The sequence below is a fragment of the Rhodanobacter sp. FW106-HT46G03 genome, from assembly GCF_058789895.1.
The window spans coordinates 1,402,468-1,422,886 of record NZ_JBYTCC010000001.1; the positions used below are offsets into that span (position 1 = coordinate 1,402,468).

Here is a 20,419-nt window from a genome sequence, read left to right on the forward strand (position 1 = left end):
TGGAGGCTGGCCGCAGCCCGCCTTTTCGAATCTCCAATCCCAAATCTCGAATCCCGAATCCCGAATCCCGAATCCCGGCTCCAACCCCATTCATCCCCCCGCCGGCTGACACCCCGTATTATCCAAGACCTATGTGCAAACTCATCAGCCAGCGCCTGTGCTGACCCGTATCCGCGCGTTGCTGCACGCGAGCTGGCCGTGGCTGCGGGTGCCGTTCTGGATCGGCTTCGGCCTGTTCGTGGGGTTCGTGCTGCCGTATGCGCTGGTCCTCAACCAGCGCGTGCAACAACGCTTCAGCGACCTCGTGTTTGCGGTGCCGACGCGGGTGTTCGCACGGCCGTTGCCGCTGTCGCCGGGGGATCCGATGACACCGGCGGCGCTGCAGCTCGAGCTGACCTTTGCCGGTTACGTCGAGGATAGCCACGGCAAGGTGCCTGGCACCTGGATGAAGCGCGGCGCGACTTACACCATTTCCTCGCGCGGCTATGCCGGGCCGGATGGCGGCGAGCTGCCCAAACGCATCGAGGTTACTCTGGGGCAAGGCCGCGTGCAGCGCGTGCGGGATCTTTTGACCGGCGCGGCGATGCCGCTTGCGCATCTGGACCCGGCGCGCATCGCCACGGTGTACGGCGCCAAACAGGTGGACCGCCGCATCGTGCGGCTGGCGGATTTGCCGCCGCTGCTGGTCAACGGCCTCATCACTGTCGAGGATCGCGATTTCCGCCACAACATCGGCATCGACTTCAGCGCGATCGCGCGCGCGGCGTTTGCCAACCTGCGCGCGGGGCATACCGTGCAGGGCGCCTCGACGCTCACCCAGCAGTTGGTGCGCAATCTGTTTTTGACCCGTCAGCAAACCTTCACGCGCAAGGCCAACGAGGCGCTGATGGCGCTGTTGCTGGAGTTCCACTACAGCAAGGACCGTATCCTGGAGGCCTACGTCAACGAGGTGTTCCTTGGCCAGCAAGGGGCGCAGGCGGTGCACGGCTTTGCCGCGGCGTCGGAGTTCTACTTCGGCCGCCCGCTGCGCGATCTGCGGGTGCAGGAGATCGCGCTGCTGGTCGGGCTGGTCAAGGGGCCGAGTTTCTACGATCCGCGGCGTTATCCGGATCGCGCGCTGGCGCGGCGCAACCTGGTGCTGCAGGAATTTGTCGACAACGACCTGATTTCCGCCGACCAGGGCAAGGCGGCGCAGGCCACGGCGCTCGGCATCACCACCAGTGGCCAGTTGCCGCATGACCGCTTCCCGGCGTTCATGCAGTTGGTGCGCCAGCAGATCACCAAGGACTTCGACGAGGACACGCTGCGAGCCGGCAACCTTTCGATTTTCACCACGCTCGACCCGGCCGCGCAGATCTACGCCGAACAGGCCATTTCGACCACGGTGAAGGGTCTGGGCAAGCGTGGCGAGGCGGTGCAGGCCGCGGGCGTGGTGACCGATGCGCACGATGGCAGCGTGCTGGCGGTGATCGGCAGCAAGTTCCCCGGCGACCAGGGCTTCAATCGTGCGCTGGATTCGCAACGGCCGATCGGTTCCACCATCAAGCCGTTCGTGTATTTGGTGGCGCTGACCGACCCTGCACGCTGGAATCTCGCCACCGCGCTGGACGACAGCCCGATCAGCATGCGGCAGCCGAACGGCACGCTGTGGGAGCCGCACAACGACGACGACCAGAGCCATGGCATGGTGCCGATGGTGGATGCGCTGGCGAAATCATGGAACCTCGCGAGCATTCATCTCGGGCTGGCGGTGGGCTTGCCGCGCATCCGCGCGTTTCTCGAATCCTTCGGGCTGACCGACGTCAACCCGAGCCCGTCGCTCCTGATTGGCGCGCTGGACATCTCCCCGCTGCAACTGGCGCAGATGTACGAGTACATCGCCTCCGATGGTCACGCGTTGCCACTGCTGGCGGTGCGCGGCGTGGTCGACGGCAACGGCCGCACGATCAAGCGTTACGAGGTACAGGCCGGCAAGGGCGAGTACCAGCCGGCCGTGCGCCTCATCACTTGGGCGATGCAGCAGGTGGCCACGTATGGCACTGCGGCTTCCATCGGCAATTCGCCCCTCGCTTCGTTGCACGCCGCCGGCAAGACCGGCACCAGCAACGGCCTGCGCGACAGCTGGTTTGCCGGCTTCACCGGCGAGCACCTCGCGGTGTTCTGGATGGGCCGCGACGACAACAAGCCGGCGCATCTGTTCGGTGCCACCGGCGCGCTGCGCGTGTGGCGCGACCTGTTTGCGAAGTTGCCGACCAAGCCGCTTTCCGCCGCGCTGGGCGACGGCCTGCAGATGGCGTGGATCAATCCCGCCGATGGCAAGCCGACCGAGCCGCAGTGCGCCGGCGCGCAGCAGGTGCCGGTAGTGGCCGGCTCGCTGCCGAACGAGGTGGAGGGTTGCTTCTGGCAGAGCCTGTTCGGCGGTGGCCCGGCGTCGGCATCGAGCGTGCCTCCGCCCCCGGCGCCGGCCCGTGCGCCGGATCTCCCCCAACCCGTTGCTGGTGGTCATTAACCATGAATCTTCCCCGTCGTCTCCTCGTTCGTGGTGTGCTGCCGCTTGCGGTGGCCGCACTGGCGGCCTGTGCCGCGACGGTGCCGACTGCGCCGCCGGTGTCGCGTCCAACATTGACCCCGGCGACCATCGTCGCCGCCGTCCACGCTGCCGGTGACCAGGAAAAATCGGTGATCGCGGTGAAACCGCTGGCTGATCCCGGTATTGCGGCGTGGCAGGCCACGGCTGAGAAGGATGTGCACACCGGCAAGTACGATGCCGCCGCGGTCCAGCTCGACCAGGCCTTGGGCCGCAGTCCGGATTCGCCCGAGTTGCTGCAAGACCGCGCCGAAGTGGCAATCTGGCAGCATGACTACCCGCTGGCGGAAAAGCTTGCGCAGCGCTCGTGGTCACTGGGCCCGAAGCTCGGCCCGCTGTGCGCGCGCAATTGGGAAACCATTGCGCAGTTGCGCAAGAGCGCCGGCGACGATACCGGTGTCGCCACTGCCGAGAAGTGGGTGGCTAAGTGTCACGTGCAGGGTGTCAACCGGTTCTGATGGTTCACGTTTGACGCTTGCGGTTTGCCTGCGCGCATGGCCGGGCGATACTGCGGCAATGATCGACTCTGACGACACGCAGCCGGACGACGTTGCCGCGCTGCTGGGCCCGGATGGCCCGTTTGCCCGCGAGGTGCCCGACTTTGTACCGCGCGCCGCGCAACGGACGATGGCACATGCCGTGGCCGCCGCCATTGCCGGCCGCGATACGCTCCTGGCGGAGGCCGGCACCGGCACCGGCAAGACCTTTGCCTACCTCGTGCCGGCGCTGCTTTCAGGTGAGCGCGTGATCGTGTCAACCGGTACCAAGGCGCTGCAGGATCAGCTCTATTTCCGCGATTTGCCGCGCGTGCTGTCGGTGCTGGGCGTGCACGTCAAAACCGCCTTGCTCAAGGGGCGCGCCAACTACCTGTGCCTGTACCGACTCGACCAGACCGTGCGCGAGGGCGCGTCGCTCTCTCCCGAGCAGGCGCGCCAGCTCGCGGCGATCCGCGCGTGGTCGGCGCGTACCCGGCGCGGAGACCGTGCGGAACTGGCCGAGGTGCCGGAAGATTCCGCGCTGTGGCCGCTGGTCACTTCCACGGCGGAGAACTGCCTTGGCGTGGAGTGCCCGTTCTATGAGGACTGTTACGTGTTCAAGGCCCGTCGCGAGGCGATGGAAGCCGACCTCGTCGTGGTCAACCATCACCTCCTGTTTGCCGATCTGGCGCTGAAGCAGGGCGGTTTCGGCGAGATCCTGCCGAGCGCCGCCGCCTATATTGTCGACGAGGCCCATCAGGTGCCCGAGCTGGCGGGACAGTTTTTCAGCGAAACGGTCAGCGCGCGCCAACTCGGCGAGCTGGCCCAGGATGCCTTGCGCGAAGGCAACGGTGTTACCGGCGCGACCAGCCTGCTGCTGGAGCCGGTCGAAGCCTTGAACCAAGTCTTGCGCGAACTGCGCCTGGCGATGGAAGGCCTGCCGCCGCGCGGCAGCTTTGGTCAGCTCGACGAGCGTGCGGCGGTGCGTGACGGTTTGCGCGCGCTGGCCGAGTTGCTCTCCACGTTCGCCGACTTGCTTGGCTCGCAGGCCGAGCGGTCGCGCGGTTTGGCCAATACACACGAGCGCGCGCTGGCGCTGGGCGGGCATCTCGACCACCTGCTCGACGCTGGCGGCGCGCACGACGTGCGCTGGTACGAACGCTTCCCGCGCGGCTTCGCGCTGCACGCGACGCCGCTCGATTTGGCGGCGCCGCTGCGCACGCTGCGCGAAAAAAGCGCGGCCGCGTGGATCTACACCTCGGCCACGCTTTCCGTCGCCGGCAGCTTCGATCACTTCTCGCGCCAACTCGGGTTGGACGAACCCCAAACGCTGTTGCTGGAAAGCCCGTTCGACTACGCGAAGCAGGCGCTGTGTTATCTGCCCGATGGCTTGTCCGACCCGGCGGCGCGCGACCACACCGACCGCCTGCTCGATGCGGTCAAGCCGGTGCTTGAAGCCTCGCAGGGCCGCGCGTTTTTGTTGTTCACCTCGCACCGCGCCTTGCGCCATGCCGCGCAACGTTTGGATGGCCAATGGCCGTGGCCGTTGTTCGTGCAGGGCACCGCGCCGCGCCATCAGCTGCTGGAGGAGTTCCGCCGCAGCGGCCACGGCGTGCTGCTCGGCGCCGCGAGTTTCTGGGAAGGCGTGGACGTGGTCGGCGAGGCGCTCAGCGTGGTGGTGATCGACAAACTGCCGTTCGCCGCGCCGGATGACCCGGTGCTGGTCGCGCGCCTCGAAGCACTGGAAGAGCAGGGCATCAACCCGTTCATGGGCTGGCAGGTGCCCGCCGCCGCGATCGCGCTCAAGCAGGGCGCCGGACGCCTGATCCGCAGCGTGACCGACCGCGGCGTGCTGGTGCTCGGCGACCCACGCCTCACCAGCAAAGGCTACGGCAAGCTCTTCCTCGCCAGCCTGCCGCCGATGCCGCGTACGCGGGATCTGAGGGATGTACAGGCGTTTTTTGCCTAGGTCGGGATCCGGTCTGTGGCAGGCGTGGGATCGAAGCTGTTTCGTGCTGCCGCGGGTTTCGCGGGAGGTGCGGCATCAGGGCGGTTTCGTGCGGCACCGGCGCGACGCGCGGCACTGGAGCGGTTTCGAACGCCCTTTGGGCGTCCGGGCTACTTTTCTCTGAATGGCCAGAGAAAAGTAGCCAAAAGAGAGGCCACCCCGATGGCGCGCCCTCCGGGTGCGCGGGTGGGCTGCGGGGTTTTCCGACGGCACCTCCGTGTGCCGGCGGAAAACTGGCCCGCCTCCCTGCGGGCCATCCTGACGGACTATCCGCAGCCCACCCGCCGCGCCATAGGAGCCCCACAACGGCAGGCGCGCGTCCGCGCGCCCGAAGCAGAGCGTCCGCGCACCACCAGCTGCGGGACGGGTGATGCTTTGGCTTCTGGCGCGCACGATGCGCGCCGCTCTTCTGGGGGCCCCTCGGCGGCGGTGAGGCGGGGTTCGAAAAGCCGCGCAGCGGGCGAGGCCAGGGATGGCCTCGCCTTTTCGCGCGGGCACGATGCCCGCTCGAAAGGCCCGGCCCCGCCTCACGGACTTTCCGTCCATGGAAGGACGGAAAGCGCTGCCGCGGGGTGCCGTTTCTCTTTGGCTACTTTCTCTTTGGGCAAGCAAAGAGAAAGTAGCTCGCGCGCCCGCAGGGCGCACGAAACCGCTCGGATGCCACGCCCCCGTACTGCCCCCACACGAAACCGACTCTGATGCCGCGTGTCGCGCCGGTGCCACGCAAAACCACCCTGATGCCGCGCCAACCGAAGAAACCAAGCGCGAGCCCGGAACCGCCGTGCCGTGAGAACGCTGGGTCGAAGGCCGTTTGGCACCAAGCGTACCGCTCGGAACAGGTTGATTCGTGGCCCCGAGTTCGCTCGACTCACGCGCGCAACGCATCCGACAGTTTCGCCGGATCGGTGACGGAGAGCTGGCAGGTGAGCCCGGTGCAAAGCTGCGCGCTGCCGCTGGCGCTTGCCACGGCGCGCGCGCCAAGTACGCCGGGCAGGGCGCCTGCGGGGGCGTCGATCACGAAGACGTCGATGGCGTCGGTGGCGGGCGACAAGTTGTTTTCGGCCAGTGCAGTGCGCACCGTGGCGCGCCAGGCGGCTGCTTGTTCCGGCGCGCAGCGCACCACCAGTTGCCGGCGCGGGTGCGCGGCTTCGGCTTGCGCGCGCAGCAGGGTGGGGCAGGCGGCGGGCAGTTGCGTCAGTGCGGCCGCGCCGGCCTGCAATGCGCGCTCGGCGGCGTCGAGGTAACGCGTTTCGCCGATGAGGTGACCCAGGCGCAGCAGGGCACGGATGGCGACGGCGTTGCCGTTGGGCAGGGCATCGTCGGTGTACTGGCGGCCGCGTGCGAGCGGCGTGGCGTGTTCCGCGGCGGCGAACCAGAATGCGCCGCTGGCCGGGTCGACGAAGCGTTCAAGCAAGGCATCCGCGAGCGCCGTGGCCCAGGCGAGGTGTTGCGGATCGAAGCGCCACTGCAGGGTTTCCAGCAGGGCGTCGAGCAGAAACGCGTGATCGTCGAGGAAGCCGGGGATGCGCGCAGCCGGCGGCGCGATGTTGGCGTACAGCGTGCCATCCAGCCACGCGTCGTGGCGCAAGCCCTCCAGCGCGCGTTGCGCGAGCGCCGCGCGGCGGGCGTCGTCCAGCATGAGTGCGCTGCGTGCGAGACCGGTGATGGCGAGCGCGTTCCACGCGGTGAGTGTCTTGTCGTCGCGGTTTGGCGGAGTGCGACGCATGCGCACGGCAAGCAGGCTTTGGCGCGCTTCCTCCAATGCCCGCGCGGTGTCTTCCGGCGAGCGCCGGGTACTTGTCGCCAACGTGTCCAGCGATTCGTCGCGCACCAGGTGCCACGCACGGGCTTCAAAGTTCGGTGCGCGGTCGAGGCCATAGGCCGCCAGCGCCAGCGCGGCATGTGGCGCATCAAGTGCACCCGCCATGGCCCCGCGCGTCCACAGGTAGAACTTGCCTTCCTCGTGCTCGCTGTCGGCATCCAGGGAGCTGGCGAAGGTGCCGTCGGCGAGCGTCATCTCGCGTTCGATCCAGTCGACGATGCCGCTTGCGGCCCGGTGCGCAAGCGTGCGCGTGCCGGCATCGAGCGCGGCATCGGCGGCGGCACGTGCGTAGGCCGGCAACAGTTGTGCGTTGTCGTACAGCATTTTTTCGAAGTGCGGGATCGTCCAATCGGCATCCACGCAGTAGCGGAAAAAGCCGCCGCCGAGATGGTCCTGCAGGCCGCGTTGCGCCATCTGCCGCAGCGTGAGGTGCGCCATGTTGCGGGTGCCGGCGTCGGGCAGGCCGAGCAGCCATTCGAGTTCCGCCGCACGCGGAAACTTGGGCGCCCCGGCGCTGCCGCCGTGCTGCGGGTCAAAGTTGGCAGTGAACTGTTCCAAGGCCAGCGCTTGCGTGGTGGCGACATCGGGCAGCGCGCTGGCCGGTGCCGGATTGGATTCCACCTGCGCCAGCCACTCGCGCAAGGCGGTGGCCTGTTCGCGCAAGGCATCGCGATGGGCGTCGAAGTAATCACGTACATGCACCAGCAGATCACCAAACGCCGGCAAGCCGTGGCGCGGCGCGGGCGGAAAGTAGGTGCCGGTGAAAAACGGCACCAGATCCTGCGGGTCGATGAAGGCGGTGAGCGGCCAGCCGCCGCCGCGGCCGTGCAGCGCCTGGTGCGCAAGCTGGTAGACGCGGTCGATGTCGGGCCGCTCCTCGCGGTCGAGCTTGATGCAGACGAAATGCGCGTTCATCACCCGCGCGATGGCGGGATTCTCGAAGCTTTCGTGTGCCATCACGTGGCACCAGTGACAGGCGCTGTAGCCGGCGGAAAGCAGGATCGGCGTATCCGTTTCGCGCGCATGCGCCAGCGTGGCCGCGTTCCACGTTTGCCAGTGCACCGGGTTGCCGGCGTGCTGGCGCAGATAGGGGCTGGCGGCGTCAGCCAGCATGTTGCGATGGAAGTCGCTCATGCAGCGATGCTAACGCTGCGGCACACTGCGGGCCCTGTCCGGAGAAAAGCCGTGCGCGTGTTTTCGCATACCTGTTCCAACACCGAGATCGTCTGCGCGCTGGGCTGCGCTGCTCAGCTGGTCGGCGTGGATGCCGACTCGGATTACCCGCCCGAGGTGGTGGCCAGCTTGCCGAAGACCGGCCGCGACCTGAATCTCGACATCGACGCGGTGCGCGCGTTGGCGCCCGACCTGGTGCTGACCTCGCTGACCGTGCCGGGCCACGAAAAGGTGGTGGCCGCGCTCGAAGCAGCCGGCATGGCGGTGCTGGTATGTGATCCGCAATCGCTGGACGACGTCTACGCCGACATCGGCCGCATCGCCGCCGCGCTGGGCGTGCCGGCGCGTGGGGAGCAACTGGTGGCGGAGATGGAAGCGGCCATGCCGGAGGTTGCGCCGCGCGGTGCGCGCCCACGCGTGCTGGTGGAGTGGTGGCCCAAGCCGGTGATCGCGGCGGCGAAGTACTCGTGGGTGAACGAGCTGATCCGTCGCGCCGGTGGCATGAATCCGTGGGAAGTCTTCGATGCGAAGAGCGTGCCGCAGCAGAACGCCGACGCCGCGGCACTGGCGCCGGATATTGTGGTGATGAGCTGGTGCGGGGTGAAGGTGGCGCACTACCGCGCCGACGTGGTCGAGCGACGCGAGGGTTGGATGGCGGTGCCGGCCGTGGTGCATCACCGCGTCGTGCCGATCAGCGAGGCGTTTCTCGGTCGCCCCGGCCCGCGCCTGGTCGAGGGCTATCGGCAATTGCGCGTGGCACTGGCAGCGACGTGACGGGCGGCCCGTGGGCCGGGATTCATCCCGACCGGACGAGCCGCAGGATTTCGGGCTGAAGCTCGACCCATGGGGTCTCATTCGGGACGAACCCGTGAAAACGGCACTCGGTGGATACCGGGTGCCGTTCACTTTCATGCGAGGAAAAGCGCGCTCAATACCCCTCGAACTCCTCGGTGCGGATGTTGTCCTCGTCCACGCCCATGCCCATCAGCGTTTCGCGCGTGGCGCGCACCATGCCGGCCGGGCCGGAGAGGTAGTAGATCGGCGCCATGATGTCCTGCACGTGGCGCTTGATCATCGCCGCATCGACGCGACCGTGTTCGTCGCCGCCAGGAGCCTGGGTGAAGGTCTGCACGAAATGGAAGTTCGGATTGGCCTTGGCGAAGCCCTTGAGGTCGTTGACGTAGGGCGCGCGTGCCGGTGTGTCGTTGGCGTAGATCAGCGCGAGCTGGTGGCCGCTCTGGTCGTGGGTGGACTGCGCAATGATGCTGCGCACCGGCGTGATGCCGACGCCGCCGATGATGAACACCGCCGGTACTTTCGTGTCCTTGTGCAGCGTGAAGCTGCCGAACACCGCGTCGATCTTCACCGGGGTACCGATCGGCAGGTCGCGGATGGTGTTCTTGAACGGCGTGCCGCGCATGCGTGTGGCGGCGACCAGGTTGGGCTCGCACGGCGCGCTGGCGAACGAGAAACCGTGCACGTAGCTGCTCTTCTCGGCGCCCGGCTTCGCCGTGAGGATGATGTCGAAGAACTGCCCTGCTCGGTACTTGAGCGCGGCAGGTTTCTCCAGCAGGAGTTCCATCGTGCCGTCGGCAACTGGGTTCTTGCCGACGATCTTGGTGTCGTAAATGGCCATGACTCTCCTCATGCATTGGCAAACGAAAACTGCGGATTTCCATGCGCGCCACGGCGATGCGTTGCCGGCTGCGGTGATGCTGGAAGTTGTTCGGGATCGTGGCGGGGTGGCACCGTCTGGTGCGTCTCCCATGCCGGTGATCGCCCACGCTCCCAGGCTTCCGCACTTGGCACATGGTGGCAGGCGGCGAGTATAGGCCGCGTCGTCGGCGCACCGGCAGCACTCGCGCGGGGTCGCGGTTGCGGCGTCGCATCGCGCGGTGCAGAGTGCCGCCATCATGATCATTTCCTCCGCAGGTGATTACCGCGCGGCGGCGAAGCGACGCCTGCCGCCATTCCTGTTCCATTACATCGATGGTGGCGCGTATGAAGAGGTGACGATGCGCCGCAACGTCCGCGACCTGCAGGCGCTGGCGTTGCGCCAGCGCGTGTTGGGTGGCGTGGGCGAGGTCGACCTTGCGACCAAACTGTTCGACGAAGACCTGAAGCTGCCGGTGGTGCTGGCGCCGGTCGGGCTGACCGGCATGTACGCGCGGCGTGGCGAGGTGCAGGCGGCGCGCGCGGCGGCCGGCAAGGGCGTGCCGTTCACCTTGTCCTCGGTGTCGGTGTGTCCGATCGAAGAGGTGCAGTCGCAGGTGGCGCGGCCGATTTGGTTCCAGCTGTACGTGCTGAAAGATCGCGGGTTCATGCGAAACGTGCTGGAACGCGCATGGGCGGCCGGCGTGCGGCGGTTGGTGTTTACCGTGGACATGCCGGTGCCGGGCGCGCGCTACCGCGATGCGCACTCGGGCATGTCCGGGCCGTTCGCGGCATCGCGGCGCATGCTGCAAGCCGTTTGTCATCCGCGCTGGGCGTGGGAAGTCGGCCTGTGGGGCAGGCCGCACGACCTGGGCAACATCTCCACCTATCTGGGCCACCGCATCCAGCTCGCGGACTACATCGGTTGGCTGGGGAACAACTTCGATCCGGCCATTGGCTGGGCAGATCTAGACTGGATCCGCGAGGCGTGGAAGGGCACGATGATCCTCAAGGGGATACTCGACCCCGCGGACGCGCGCGAAGCCGTGCGCTTTGGCGCCGACGGCATCGTGGTTTCCAACCATGGCGGGCGCCAGCTGGATGGGGTGCTGTCGTCGGCGCGCGCCTTGCCCGCGGTGGCCGACGCGGTGCAGGGCGACCTGACTGTCCTGGCCGATTCCGGCGTGCGCAGCGGTCTCGACGTGGTGCGGCTCATTGCTGAAGGCGCGCGTGGCGTGCTGCTCGGTCGGCCGTTTGTCTACGCCCTGGCGGCTGCCGGCGAGCGCGGCGTGGCGCATCTGCTCGACCTCATTGCCGGCGAAATGCGGGTGGCGATGACGTTGACCGGCGCCCGGCGGATCGCCGACATCAGCCGCGACAGCTTGGCAGCCGGGATTGGCGATGCGGGATTCGGGATGGGGTAGCGCCACTTCCCGCGAGTGGCGAACGTCTCGTTCCGCAGGGTTGCTCGTACCCAGTGCCACGGCAGGCAAAGTGCAGCCGGCAGTATCATGCCCGGCTATGAACCTGCTCGCGATTGAAACCTCCACCGAATCCTGCTCCGTCGCGTTGATCCATGGCGAGGAGGTGCTTGCGCGCAGCGAGCTCGCGCCGCGCCGGCACGCCGAGCGCGTGTTGCCGATGACCGACGAGCTGCTCGCCGCCGCCGGCATCGACCGGCATGCGCTGGACGCGATCGCCGTCGGCCGTGGCCCTGGCGCCTTCACCGGCGTGCGACTGGCCGTGTCGCTGGCGCAAGGCATGGCATTGGCGCTCGACTTGCCGGTGGTGCCGGTCTCTTCGCTGGCCGCGTTGGCCTGGGAGGCTCCACAGGATGGCGACGCCGCCATCCTCGCCGTGATCGACGCGCGCATGGGGGAGATCTACGCCGCCAGTTATCGCCGCGGTGGCGACGGCGCGTTGCTTGCGCTGGACGAGGAACGCGTATGCACCGCGGAGGCGCTGGTGCTGCCGTCGGCGGCGGCGTGGCAGGTAGTCGGCACCGGCTGGGCCACCTATCGCGACGCGTTGCGCGCCAAGCTGGGCAGCGAGCCACGTTACGAGGATGGCGAGCGTTTCCCGCAGGCCGTGCACGTGGCGGAGATCGGCGCGCGCGAATTTCGCGCCGGGCGTGCGGTGGCGCCCGAAAAAGCGTTGCCGGTGTATCTGCGCGACCACGTTGCGCTGACGCTGGCCGAGCAGGGCAAGCCGCTGCCCCACGCTTGATGGTCGGGATCCGGGATTGGGGTTCGGGATTTGGTAAAGCGGAGAGCGTGCGAGCGCGCCGTTCTCACGGGAATGGGCTCTAGTCCGGCAAGCCGGGATTCGGCAAAGCGCGATGCCGGCCCTTACAAACTCGCCATCGCGTACTGCACGGCCAGGCTGCTGATGGCCACCGCGGCCCACACGCCGAAGCCGAGCAGGAGCGGGCGCGGCCCGCTCGCCAGCATGCGGCGCAGGTCGGCGCTGAGGCCGATTGCGGTCAGTGCCAGCACGATCAGGAACACCGATGCGGCGTGCAATACCGGGAGTAGTGCGGACGGAATCAGCCCCAGCGTGCGCACACCGGAAGCCACCACGAACCAAGCGATGAACCACGGGAAAATCCGGCGCAGGCTGAAATCGCCGGCGCCGCCGCGTTTGGCGCGCGCGGCCACCGCCAAGGCCAGCACCAGGCACACCGGAATGATGAGCGTGGCGCGCGTCAGCTTGACGATGGTGGCGTAGTCGCCCGCAGCGTGACTGAAGCTGTAGCCGGCGGCCACCACCGACGACGTGTCGTTGATCGCAGTGCCAGCCCACAGGCCGAAGCCGAGATCGGACAGGTGCAGCAGGTGACCCAGCAACGGAAACAGCAGCACCGCAATCACGTTGAACAGAAAGATGGTCGCCATCGCGAACGCGGTGTCGTGATCCTCCGGCTGGATGATCGGCGTGACCGCGGCAATCGCCGAGCCGCCGCAGATGGCGGTGCCGACGCCGATCAGCACCGCGAGCTTGCCGTGCACGTTCAACCAGCGCCCGAGCAGCCACGCGCTGGCAAACGCCACGCTGAGGGTAACCAGCGTCACCGCCAGCGATTTGCCGCCCACCGCCACCACTTGGTCGAGGCTGAGGCCGAAGCCCAGGGCGATCACCGACGCCTTGAGCACGTTGCTGCTGGCAAACGCGAGGCCGGGGGCAAAGCGTGGGCTTGGCGGTGCAAAGTTGCGCACGAGCAGTCCGAGCACGATGCCGATCACCGGTGCGCCGATCAGCGGCGCCAGCGTGCCAAACCCGCTGGCGAGCACGGCAATGGCGGCGGCCAGCGCCAGCCCCGGCGCGAGGCGCAGCGGTGACGGACGAGCGGCTGGCGCGACGGTGGCGGTATTCATGAGGGGCCATTGTCCTGGCCCCGGTACATCAGCAAAATTGCAAATGTTTGATGGCAAACATAAGGCAAACTGATGCAAGGCAGCAGTCCGCGGCAACTTGCCGTCTTCGTGCAGGTGGCGCTTGGCGGCGGCGTGCGCGCCGCCGCCGACCAACTGCATCTCACCCAGCCGGCGGCCAGCATGGCGCTGGCCGAGCTGGAACGGCAGCTCGGTGCACCGCTGTTTGCCCGTGAGCGCGGCCGTTTGCGGCTCAACGCACGCGGCCGTGAGCTGTTGCCGCTGGCACAGGAGCTGCTCGAACGCCACGCCGATTTCCTGCATCGCGGCCGCGCAGGTGGCGAGGTACTGGTCGGCGAACTGCGCGTGGGCGCCAGCAATACCGTGGGCAACTACCGCGTGGGTGAATTGCTCGGCGGTTTCGTGCGCAGTCACTCCCAGGTAGCGATCCATTTGCGCGTGGCAAACACCGCCGCGATTGCTGCCGGGGTACTCGATCACAGTCTGGACATTGGCTGCGTCGAAGGTCCGGTCACCCATCCGCAACTGGACATGCGCGCGTGGCGTGACGACTCGCTCGTGGTATGCGCCGCGCCAGATCACCTGCTGGCGCACAAACGCGGTCTGAAACCAGCCGATTTCGCCGGTGCGCACTGGGTGCTGCGCGAGCCTGGCTCCGCCACGCGAGCCACTACCGAACGCGTGCTTTCGCAATTGCCGCCGGGCGATACCGTGCTGGAACTCGACCAGATCGAGGCGATCAAGCAGGCGGTGATTGCCGGGCTGGGCATTGCCTGCCTGCCGCAGGTGGCGGTAACCGACGCGCTGGCGACCGGTCGGATCAGGGCGCTGAAAACACCGTTTCTCGACCTGCGCCGCAAGCTGTCGATGCTGATCCACCGGCAAAAATACCGCGGCGCGCTGCTCGACGCGTTCATCGCGCAGGCTGGCCTGCGGCGCTGACCGCGTATTGTCCGCACGGTGTCCGCGGACACCGGCATGCGGCTGTCGGCCGCATGCAAGTAGCTGATTCGGCGTAACTTCGATATCCCGTGCCGGGCTGGCACGCGGCTTGCTCACAGTCTGGCGATGCCGCGCTGTCCGCGGCGAGCGAGCCGCCGATGATCCGCGACACTTCCGCCCAGGACCGTCTGGTCGAAACCAAGCCCAACCGCAAGCGTCGCCTGCTCTTCATCGGTGGCGGCGTGGCTTTGCTGGTGGTGCTGGCGTTCGCCATGCCCGGCATCCTCCGCCTGTTCTCGGCCGACGCCTCGGTGAGCGCGTCGCGGCTGGCCTTCGCCACCGTGGAACGCGGCCCGTTCGTGCGCGACATCGCCGCCGAGGGCAAGGTGGTGGCGGCGAACAGCCCCACGCTCTACGCCACCTACGGCGGCGCGGCGGTGCTTAAGGTGCGCGCCGGCGACGCGGTGAGGAAGGGCCAGGTGCTGGCGGTGATCGACAGCCCCGAGCTGCGCAACAAGCTGGCGCAGGAACAGTCCAGGGCCGACGCGATGAAGGTGGACTACCTGCAGGCGCAGGTGGACGCGCGGACCAGGCGCGGCGCCTTGCAGAAGGCCTACGACGACGCCCAGATCGATGCCAAGAGCGCCGCCAACAACCTCGACCGCGAGCAGAAGGCGTATGCCGCCGGCGCGTCCACCGGGGTGGCGGTGGACAAGGCCAAGGACGATCTGGAAAAGGCCAGGATCACGCTGGCGCATGCCAAGGCCGATCTCGGCATGAGCAACGACAGCCTGAACTTCAACATCCAGGCCAAGAAGCTGGCGCATGCCAACCAGATGCTGGTGGTGCAGGACCTGCAGCGCCAGGTGGACGATTTGAACGTGAAATCGCCGGTGGACGGCCAGGTCGGCCAGTTGTTCATCGCGCCGGTGGCGACCGTGGCGAAGGACGCGCAGCTGCTCAGCGTGATCGACCTCACCGCGCTGGAAGTGGAAGTGAAGGTGCCCGAGAGCTTCGCCCGCGACCTCGCGATCGGCATGACCGGCGAGATCAGCGGCAACGGCAACACCTGGAAAGGCCTGGTCAGCGCGATCTCGCCCGAGGTGGTGAACGGCGAAGTGGCCGCCCGCGTGCGCTTCGAGGGCACCACGCCGAAGCAGTTGCGCCAGAACCAGCGCCTGTCCGTGCGCATCCTGCTCGACAAGCGCGACAACGTGCTCACCGTGCAGCGCGGTTCCTTCGTCGACGAATCCGGCGGCAGCTACGCCTACGTGGTCAAGGACGGCATTGCCACCAGGACCCCGATTCGCGTGGGCGTCTCCAGCATCGACAAGGTGGAGATCCTGCAGGGCCTCAAGGAAGGCGACCAGATCGTGATTTCCGGTACGGATAGTTTCAAGGGTGCGGCGCGCGTGGCGATCGCGCGGTAGCGGAGCTTTCGGTGCCGTCCCGTGATTGGGGATCCGGGATTGGAGATTCGGAAAAACGGCAGTGCGTGGGCCTTGGCTTTGCCGAATCCCCAATCACGAATCCAGCTTCACCAGAACCACGATGTTTGCATCACCCATTCATCCATAAGCGCGAGGCAACACCCATGCTGAAAATGACCCACCTGTCCAAGGTCTATCGCACCGAAGTGGTGGAGACCTATGCGCTGCGCGATTTCAACATCGACGTGAAGGAAGGCGAGTTCGTCGCCGTCACCGGCCCGTCCGGGTCGGGCAAGACCACCTTCCTCACCATCGCCGGCCTGCTGGAAACCTTCAGCGGCGGCGAGTACCACCTTGACGGCATCGAGGTGAGCCAGTTGAACGACAACGCGCGCTCGAAGATCCGCAACGAGAAGATCGGCTTCATCTTCCAGGCGTTCAACCTCATTCCCGACCTCAACGTGTTCGACAACGTGGAGGTGCCGCTGCGCTACCGCGGCATGAAGGCGCCGGAGCGCAAGCAGCGGATCATGGATGCGCTGGAGCGCGTGGGGTTGTCGTCGCGGCTCAAGCATTATCCGGCGGAGCTTTCCGGCGGCCAGCAGCAGCGCGTGGCGATCGCCCGCGCGCTGGCCGGTTCACCCCGCCTGCTGCTCGCCGATGAACCCACCGGCAACCTGGATACGCAGATGGCGCGCGGCGTGCTGGAGCTGCTGGAGGAAATCCACCAGGGCGGCGCCACCATCGTCATGGTCACCCACGATCCCGAGCTGGCCGCCCGTGCACAGCGCAACGTGCACATCATCGACGGCCAGGTGGTGGATCTCGCCGAGGAACCGCGGTTCCACACCGGCCACGCCGCCGCGCACGGCAGCGCGGACCCGGCGTGAGGTTCCAGAACCACCCCCGCCACCCGGTGCCGTCCATGCGCATGAAGCTGTTGCCCGCCCTGCTGCTTGCCCTTGCGCCGATGCTGGTGCACGGCGAAGACCTGATGGACGCCTACCGCCAGGCGGTCGCCAACGATCCGGTGCTGGCCACCGCCGATGCACAGCGGCTGCTGGTGGCCGAAGGTGTGCCGGTGGCGCGCGCGGCGCTGTTGCCGCAGTTGTCGGCCGGGCTGGCGTTGAACCAGATCCACAGCACCGGCAGCACGCAGACCACCGACGGCAGCGGCAACATCGTCCAGACCGGCGGTGGCGGGCACGTGCGCGGCCGCAGTCTCGTCGGCAACTTCAGCCAGCCGATCGTCGACCTGTCCGCCATTGCCAGCCTGCGCGCGGCGCATGCCGCCGAGGATGCCCAGGAGCAGACCTACCAGGCCGCGCTGCAGAACCTGTACGTGCGCGTGGCCGGTGCGTATTTCAACGTGCTGGTGGCCCAGGACATGCTCGCCATCGACCGTGCCTACGAGGACGCCTACAAGCAGGAGTTCGAGCAGACCTCCTCGCGCTTCAAGAACGGGCTGTCGATGGAGGCCGACGTCAACCAGTCGAAGGCGCTCTACCTGTACATCAAGGCCCAGCGGATCAGTGCGCAGGACGGCGTCAAGGACGCCCGCCGCGCGCTGCAGCAGATCACCGGCAAGCCGGTGGGCGAGCTGAAGAAGCTGCGCGACGACCTGCCGATGCAGCCGCCACAGCCGGACAGCGAGCAGGCGTGGGTGGACGCGGCGCTGAAGACCAACCCCACCGTGCTCGCCGCGCGCTACGCCGTGACCAGCGACGAGCACCGGGTGGGCGCGGCGCGCGCCGGCCACCTGCCGACGCTCGTCGCCGGCGTTGGCTACAACAAGTTCGGCCAGTGGTCGAACACCATGCCGGGCACCGGCGCCTACGGGCCGGCCACCACCACGGTGGGCCTTACCCTCAATGTCCCGTTGTTCAGCGGCGGGCTCACGCATGCACGGGTGAAGCAGGCGCTGTACCAGCGCGACGCCGACCAGGGTGTGCTGGAAACCCGGCGCCGCCAGGCCGCGCGCGACGCGGCCAACTATTTCAACCTGGTGGTGGACGGCATCGAGCAGGTGGCCAGCGCGCGCGACTCGGTCGATGCCGCGCAGAAGACCGTGGCCTCAATGCGCGCGGGCTACACCATCGGCACGCAGTCGCTGACCAACGTGGTGTTCGCCATCCAGTACCTCGCCAGCATGCAGAGCGAATACACCGTGGTGCGCCACCAGTTCGTGCTCAACAAGCTGCTGCTCAAGCAGGCCGCCGGCACCATCGACATGCGCGACCTGCAGGCGGTGAACGGGTTGCTGCAATGAGGCCGGGATTCGGGATTGGGGGTGGGAGATTCGCAAAACCCCAAGCTCGCGGGTCCGTTGCTTTTCCGAATCCCGTATCTCTGATCCCGAATCCCGGATAAGCCATGCTCGCCTACTACTTTCAACTTGGTCTGCGCAGCCTGCGGCGCAATCCGGCGCTCACCGCATTGATGGTGATGGCGATCGGTTTCGGCGTGGCGGCGTCGATGATCACGTATTCGGTGTTTCGCGCGGTGTCGGGCAACCCGATACCGGACAAGTCGGCGCAGTTGTTCATTCCGCAGGTCGATGCCTGGGGGCCGCAGCAAAACATCGATGGCGAGCCGGTGGAGGCGCTGGGCTACATCGACGCGATGGCGCTGATGCGGGCGCACGAGGCAAAGCGCCAGACGTTGCTGTATCAGGTCCAGATGTCGGTGATGCCGGGCGACGACCGCGACCTGCCCTTGAATGCAATCGGTTATGCCGTGGGCAGCGACTTCTTCGCGATGTTCGAAGTGTCGTTCCGCTACGGCGGCGGCTGGAGCGAACAAGACGATGATGCGCGTGCCGCCGACGTGGTCATCAGCGCTGAACTCAACCAGAAGGTATTCGCCGGCGCGAACAGCGTGGGACGCACGATCAACCTTGGTGGTCGCGATTACCGTGTCGTGGGCGTCACCAATCACTGGAACCCTCGTCCGCGCTTCTACGACCTGTTCAGTACCCACGGTTTTGCCGACGAATCGGATATCTACATCCCGTTCACCCGTGCGCTGGATTTGCAGATGCGCCCCAGTGGCCGCAACAGTTGCCGCGGTTCGCTCAGCTTCACCACCTGGCAGGAGTATCTGCAGAGCAACTGCGTGTGGATCACACCCTGGGTGGAACTGGACACCCCGGCCGAGGTCGCGAGCTACCGCAGTTTCCTCACCCATTACGCCGCCGGCCAGCAACGCGCCGGACGCTACGCCTGGGCGCCCAACGTGCGCCTGCGCGACGTGGCGCAGTGGCTGGACTATCGGCATGTGGTACCGCCGGAAACGCGCATCTCGCTGGCGGTGGCGCTGGGCTTCTTTCTGATCTGCCTGGTCAACACCATCGGCCTGCTGCTGGCGAAGTTCATGCGGCGTGCGGGCGAGATCGGCGTGCGCCGCGCCCTGGGCGCCACGCGGCTGGAGATCTACGCGCAGTACCTGACCGAAGCGGGCACGGTAGGTTTGGCCGGCGGCGTGCTTGGTCTGCTGCTCACCGCGCTGGGCGTGGCTGGCGTGGGCGTGCTGTTTCCACCGCAGATCGCGCAGCTGGCGCAGCTTGATGTCTCGCTGGTGGGGCTCACCCTGCTCGCAGCCATCGTCGCGACCGTGCTGGCGGCGTTCTATCCGGCCTGGCGCGCGGCGCACGTGCAGCCGGCCTGGCAGTTGAAGTCGAGTTGAGGAGAGGACGATGAACCTGCATTTCCGCCCCATCCTCACCGCGTTGCGCCGGCACAAGTCTGGCACCCTGTTGATCGCGCTGCAGATCGCGCTGACGCTCGCCATCGTGTGTAACGCGCTGTTCATCATCCACGCGCGGCTGGCCAACCTGTCCAAGGCCAGCGGAGTGGACGAGTCCAGTGTCTTCGTGATCGCCAACCAATGGGCAGCAGACTGGTCGACGCCGCAGGTCGATGCACAGGTGCAGGCCGACCTGCTCGCGCTGCGGCGGCTGCCAGCCGTGCGCGATGCCACACCGGCCACCGGCTATCCGCTGAAGGGCGGCGGCTGGGACAACTTCGTCACACTGACCCCCGAACAGACCCAGCCGACCACCGATGCGGCGGTGTACACCGGCGACGCGAATTTCCTCGACACACTGGGCCTGAAGCTCGTCGCAGGGCGCAACTTCCGTCCCGATGAGGTGATGGTGATGGGCACCCAGCAGGCGACGTTCTCGCCGACGGCGATCGTGAGCAAGGCGCTGGCCGATAAGCTGTTTCCCGCCGGCGACGCACTGGGTAAAAGCTTCTACGCGATGAGCCCCATGCCCAGCACCATCGTCGGCATCGTCGATCCGCTGCACCGGCAGGGCGTGGATCAATACAGCAACGCCCATGCCGGCCAGGCGCTGATCTGGCCGATACGGTCGGACGATTCGCGCGGCCTCTACTACATCGTGCGCGCCAAGCCGGGCCAGCTCGCTGCTGCGATGCGCGAGGCGCCGAAGGCACTGCTCGCCCAGAGCCGACTGCGCATCATCGACCCGAAGGACGGCATCCAGGATTACGCGACCATCCGTCACAAGGTGTACGACAGCGACCGCGGCATGGCGATCCTGATGGGCATCATCTGCGTGGTGCTGTTGGCGATCACCGCTGCCGGCATCGTGGGCCTCACCAGCTTCTGGGTGGGTCAGCGCCGCAGGCAGATCGGCGTGCGCCGCGCACTCGGAGCCAGGCAGCGCGACATCCTCGCCTACTTCCTCACCGAGAACTTCCTGATCAGCGCGGCGGGTGTGGCGTTGGGCGTGGTGCTGGCGTTCGCCTTCAACCTGTGGACGGTGACCCGCTTCGCGCTGGATCGCATGTCGCTGGGCTACGTGGGCGTCGGCGTGATCGTGCTGTTGCTGCTGGGACAAGGCGCGGTGCTGGCGCCGGCGCTGCGCGCCTCGCGCGTGTCGCCGGTGGAAGCCACGCGCAGCGTGTGATGA

Annotated in this window: 15 protein-coding genes; 12 read left to right on the plus strand and 3 right to left on the minus strand. The window is 67.3% G+C overall.

Translation table 11 applies throughout. The features are described from left to right. Positions 1 to 157: 157 nt before the first annotated feature. The 3 genes from mrcB to yoaA are packed head-to-tail and all read left to right on the plus strand — an operon-like array spanning position 158 to position 5,032. Complete coding sequence (gene mrcB, locus AC3WP6_RS05945; RefSeq protein ID WP_492626869.1) at positions 158 to 2,509, plus strand: penicillin-binding protein 1B; 2,352 nt, start codon at positions 158 to 160, stop codon at positions 2,507 to 2,509. A 2-nt stretch (positions 2,510 to 2,511) separates the two neighbouring features. Then, a complete protein-coding gene (locus tag AC3WP6_RS05950) occupies positions 2,512 to 3,045 on the plus strand; it encodes a tetratricopeptide repeat protein (RefSeq protein WP_492626870.1) in 534 nt (177 codons plus the stop codon). A 58-nt stretch (positions 3,046 to 3,103) separates the two neighbouring features. Continuing rightward, positions 3,104 to 5,032, plus strand: coding sequence for a DNA repair helicase YoaA (gene yoaA / locus AC3WP6_RS05955; protein ID WP_492626871.1), 1,929 nt, complete (start codon positions 3,104 to 3,106; stop codon positions 5,030 to 5,032). 907 nt (positions 5,033 to 5,939) lie between these two features. On the opposite strand, the gene AC3WP6_RS05960 is transcribed toward yoaA, so the two are convergent. Further along, positions 5,940 to 8,027 (minus strand): thioredoxin domain-containing protein, encoded by a 2,088-nt coding sequence (locus tag AC3WP6_RS05960; RefSeq protein ID WP_492626872.1) that lies wholly within the window; start codon positions 8,025 to 8,027, stop codon positions 5,940 to 5,942. 51 nt (positions 8,028 to 8,078) lie between these two features. Here AC3WP6_RS05960 and AC3WP6_RS05965 point away from each other — a divergent pair, with 51 nt between their 5' ends. Further along, the gene (locus AC3WP6_RS05965) at positions 8,079 to 8,840 is read left to right on the plus strand and encodes an ABC transporter substrate-binding protein (protein ID WP_492626873.1); all 762 of its coding nucleotides are present in this window, start codon (positions 8,079 to 8,081) and stop codon (positions 8,838 to 8,840) included. A 154-nt stretch (positions 8,841 to 8,994) separates the two neighbouring features. Here the strand turns inward: AC3WP6_RS05965 and AC3WP6_RS05970 are convergent, their stop codons facing one another. Beyond that, a complete protein-coding gene (locus AC3WP6_RS05970; protein WP_492626874.1) occupies positions 8,995 to 9,702 on the minus strand; it encodes an FAD-dependent oxidoreductase in 708 nt (235 codons plus the stop codon). A 277-nt stretch (positions 9,703 to 9,979) separates the two neighbouring features. On the opposite strand from AC3WP6_RS05970, the gene lldD reads away from it, so the two are divergent. Next, entirely contained in the window at positions 9,980 to 11,143 is a 1,164-nt protein-coding gene (gene lldD / locus AC3WP6_RS05975; protein WP_492626875.1) for an FMN-dependent L-lactate dehydrogenase LldD, read from the plus strand. A gap of 97 nt (positions 11,144 to 11,240) precedes the next feature. Next, entirely contained in the window at positions 11,241 to 11,945 is a 705-nt protein-coding gene (gene tsaB, locus AC3WP6_RS05980; RefSeq protein ID WP_492626876.1) for a tRNA (adenosine(37)-N6)-threonylcarbamoyltransferase complex dimerization subunit type 1 TsaB, read from the plus strand. Between the two features lie 122 nt (positions 11,946 to 12,067). Here tsaB and AC3WP6_RS05985 read toward each other — a convergent pair whose 3' ends face one another. After that, the gene (locus AC3WP6_RS05985; protein WP_492626877.1) at positions 12,068 to 13,093 is read right to left on the minus strand and encodes a YeiH family protein; all 1,026 of its coding nucleotides are present in this window, start codon (positions 13,091 to 13,093) and stop codon (positions 12,068 to 12,070) included. A gap of 72 nt (positions 13,094 to 13,165) precedes the next feature. On the opposite strand from AC3WP6_RS05985, the gene AC3WP6_RS05990 reads away from it, so the two are divergent. The 6 genes from AC3WP6_RS05990 to AC3WP6_RS06015 all read left to right on the plus strand — a co-directional run bounded on the left by AC3WP6_RS05990 (position 13,166) and on the right by AC3WP6_RS06015 (position 20,416). After that, on the plus strand, positions 13,166 to 14,053 hold the full coding sequence (locus AC3WP6_RS05990) for a LysR family transcriptional regulator (RefSeq protein WP_492626878.1): 888 nt from the start codon (positions 13,166 to 13,168) through the stop codon (positions 14,051 to 14,053). A gap of 158 nt (positions 14,054 to 14,211) precedes the next feature. Continuing rightward, entirely contained in the window at positions 14,212 to 15,483 is a 1,272-nt protein-coding gene (locus AC3WP6_RS05995) for an efflux RND transporter periplasmic adaptor subunit (protein WP_492626879.1), read from the plus strand. Between the two features lie 164 nt (positions 15,484 to 15,647). Next, positions 15,648 to 16,373 (plus strand): ABC transporter ATP-binding protein, encoded by a 726-nt coding sequence (locus AC3WP6_RS06000; protein WP_492626880.1) that lies wholly within the window; start codon positions 15,648 to 15,650, stop codon positions 16,371 to 16,373. Between the two features lie 35 nt (positions 16,374 to 16,408). Next, positions 16,409 to 17,752, plus strand: a complete 1,344-nt coding sequence (locus AC3WP6_RS06005) for a TolC family outer membrane protein (protein ID WP_492626881.1) — start codon at positions 16,409 to 16,411, stop codon at positions 17,750 to 17,752. Positions 17,753 to 17,856: 104 nt separating this feature from the next. After that, positions 17,857 to 19,167 carry an ABC transporter permease gene (locus AC3WP6_RS06010; RefSeq protein WP_492626882.1) on the plus strand — a complete coding sequence of 437 codons (1,311 nt, stop codon included), beginning with the start codon at positions 17,857 to 17,859 and terminating at the stop codon, positions 19,165 to 19,167. A 10-nt stretch (positions 19,168 to 19,177) separates the two neighbouring features. Next, positions 19,178 to 20,416, plus strand: coding sequence for an ABC transporter permease (locus AC3WP6_RS06015; RefSeq protein WP_492626883.1), 1,239 nt, complete (start codon positions 19,178 to 19,180; stop codon positions 20,414 to 20,416). Positions 20,417 to 20,419: the final 3 nt, after the last annotated feature.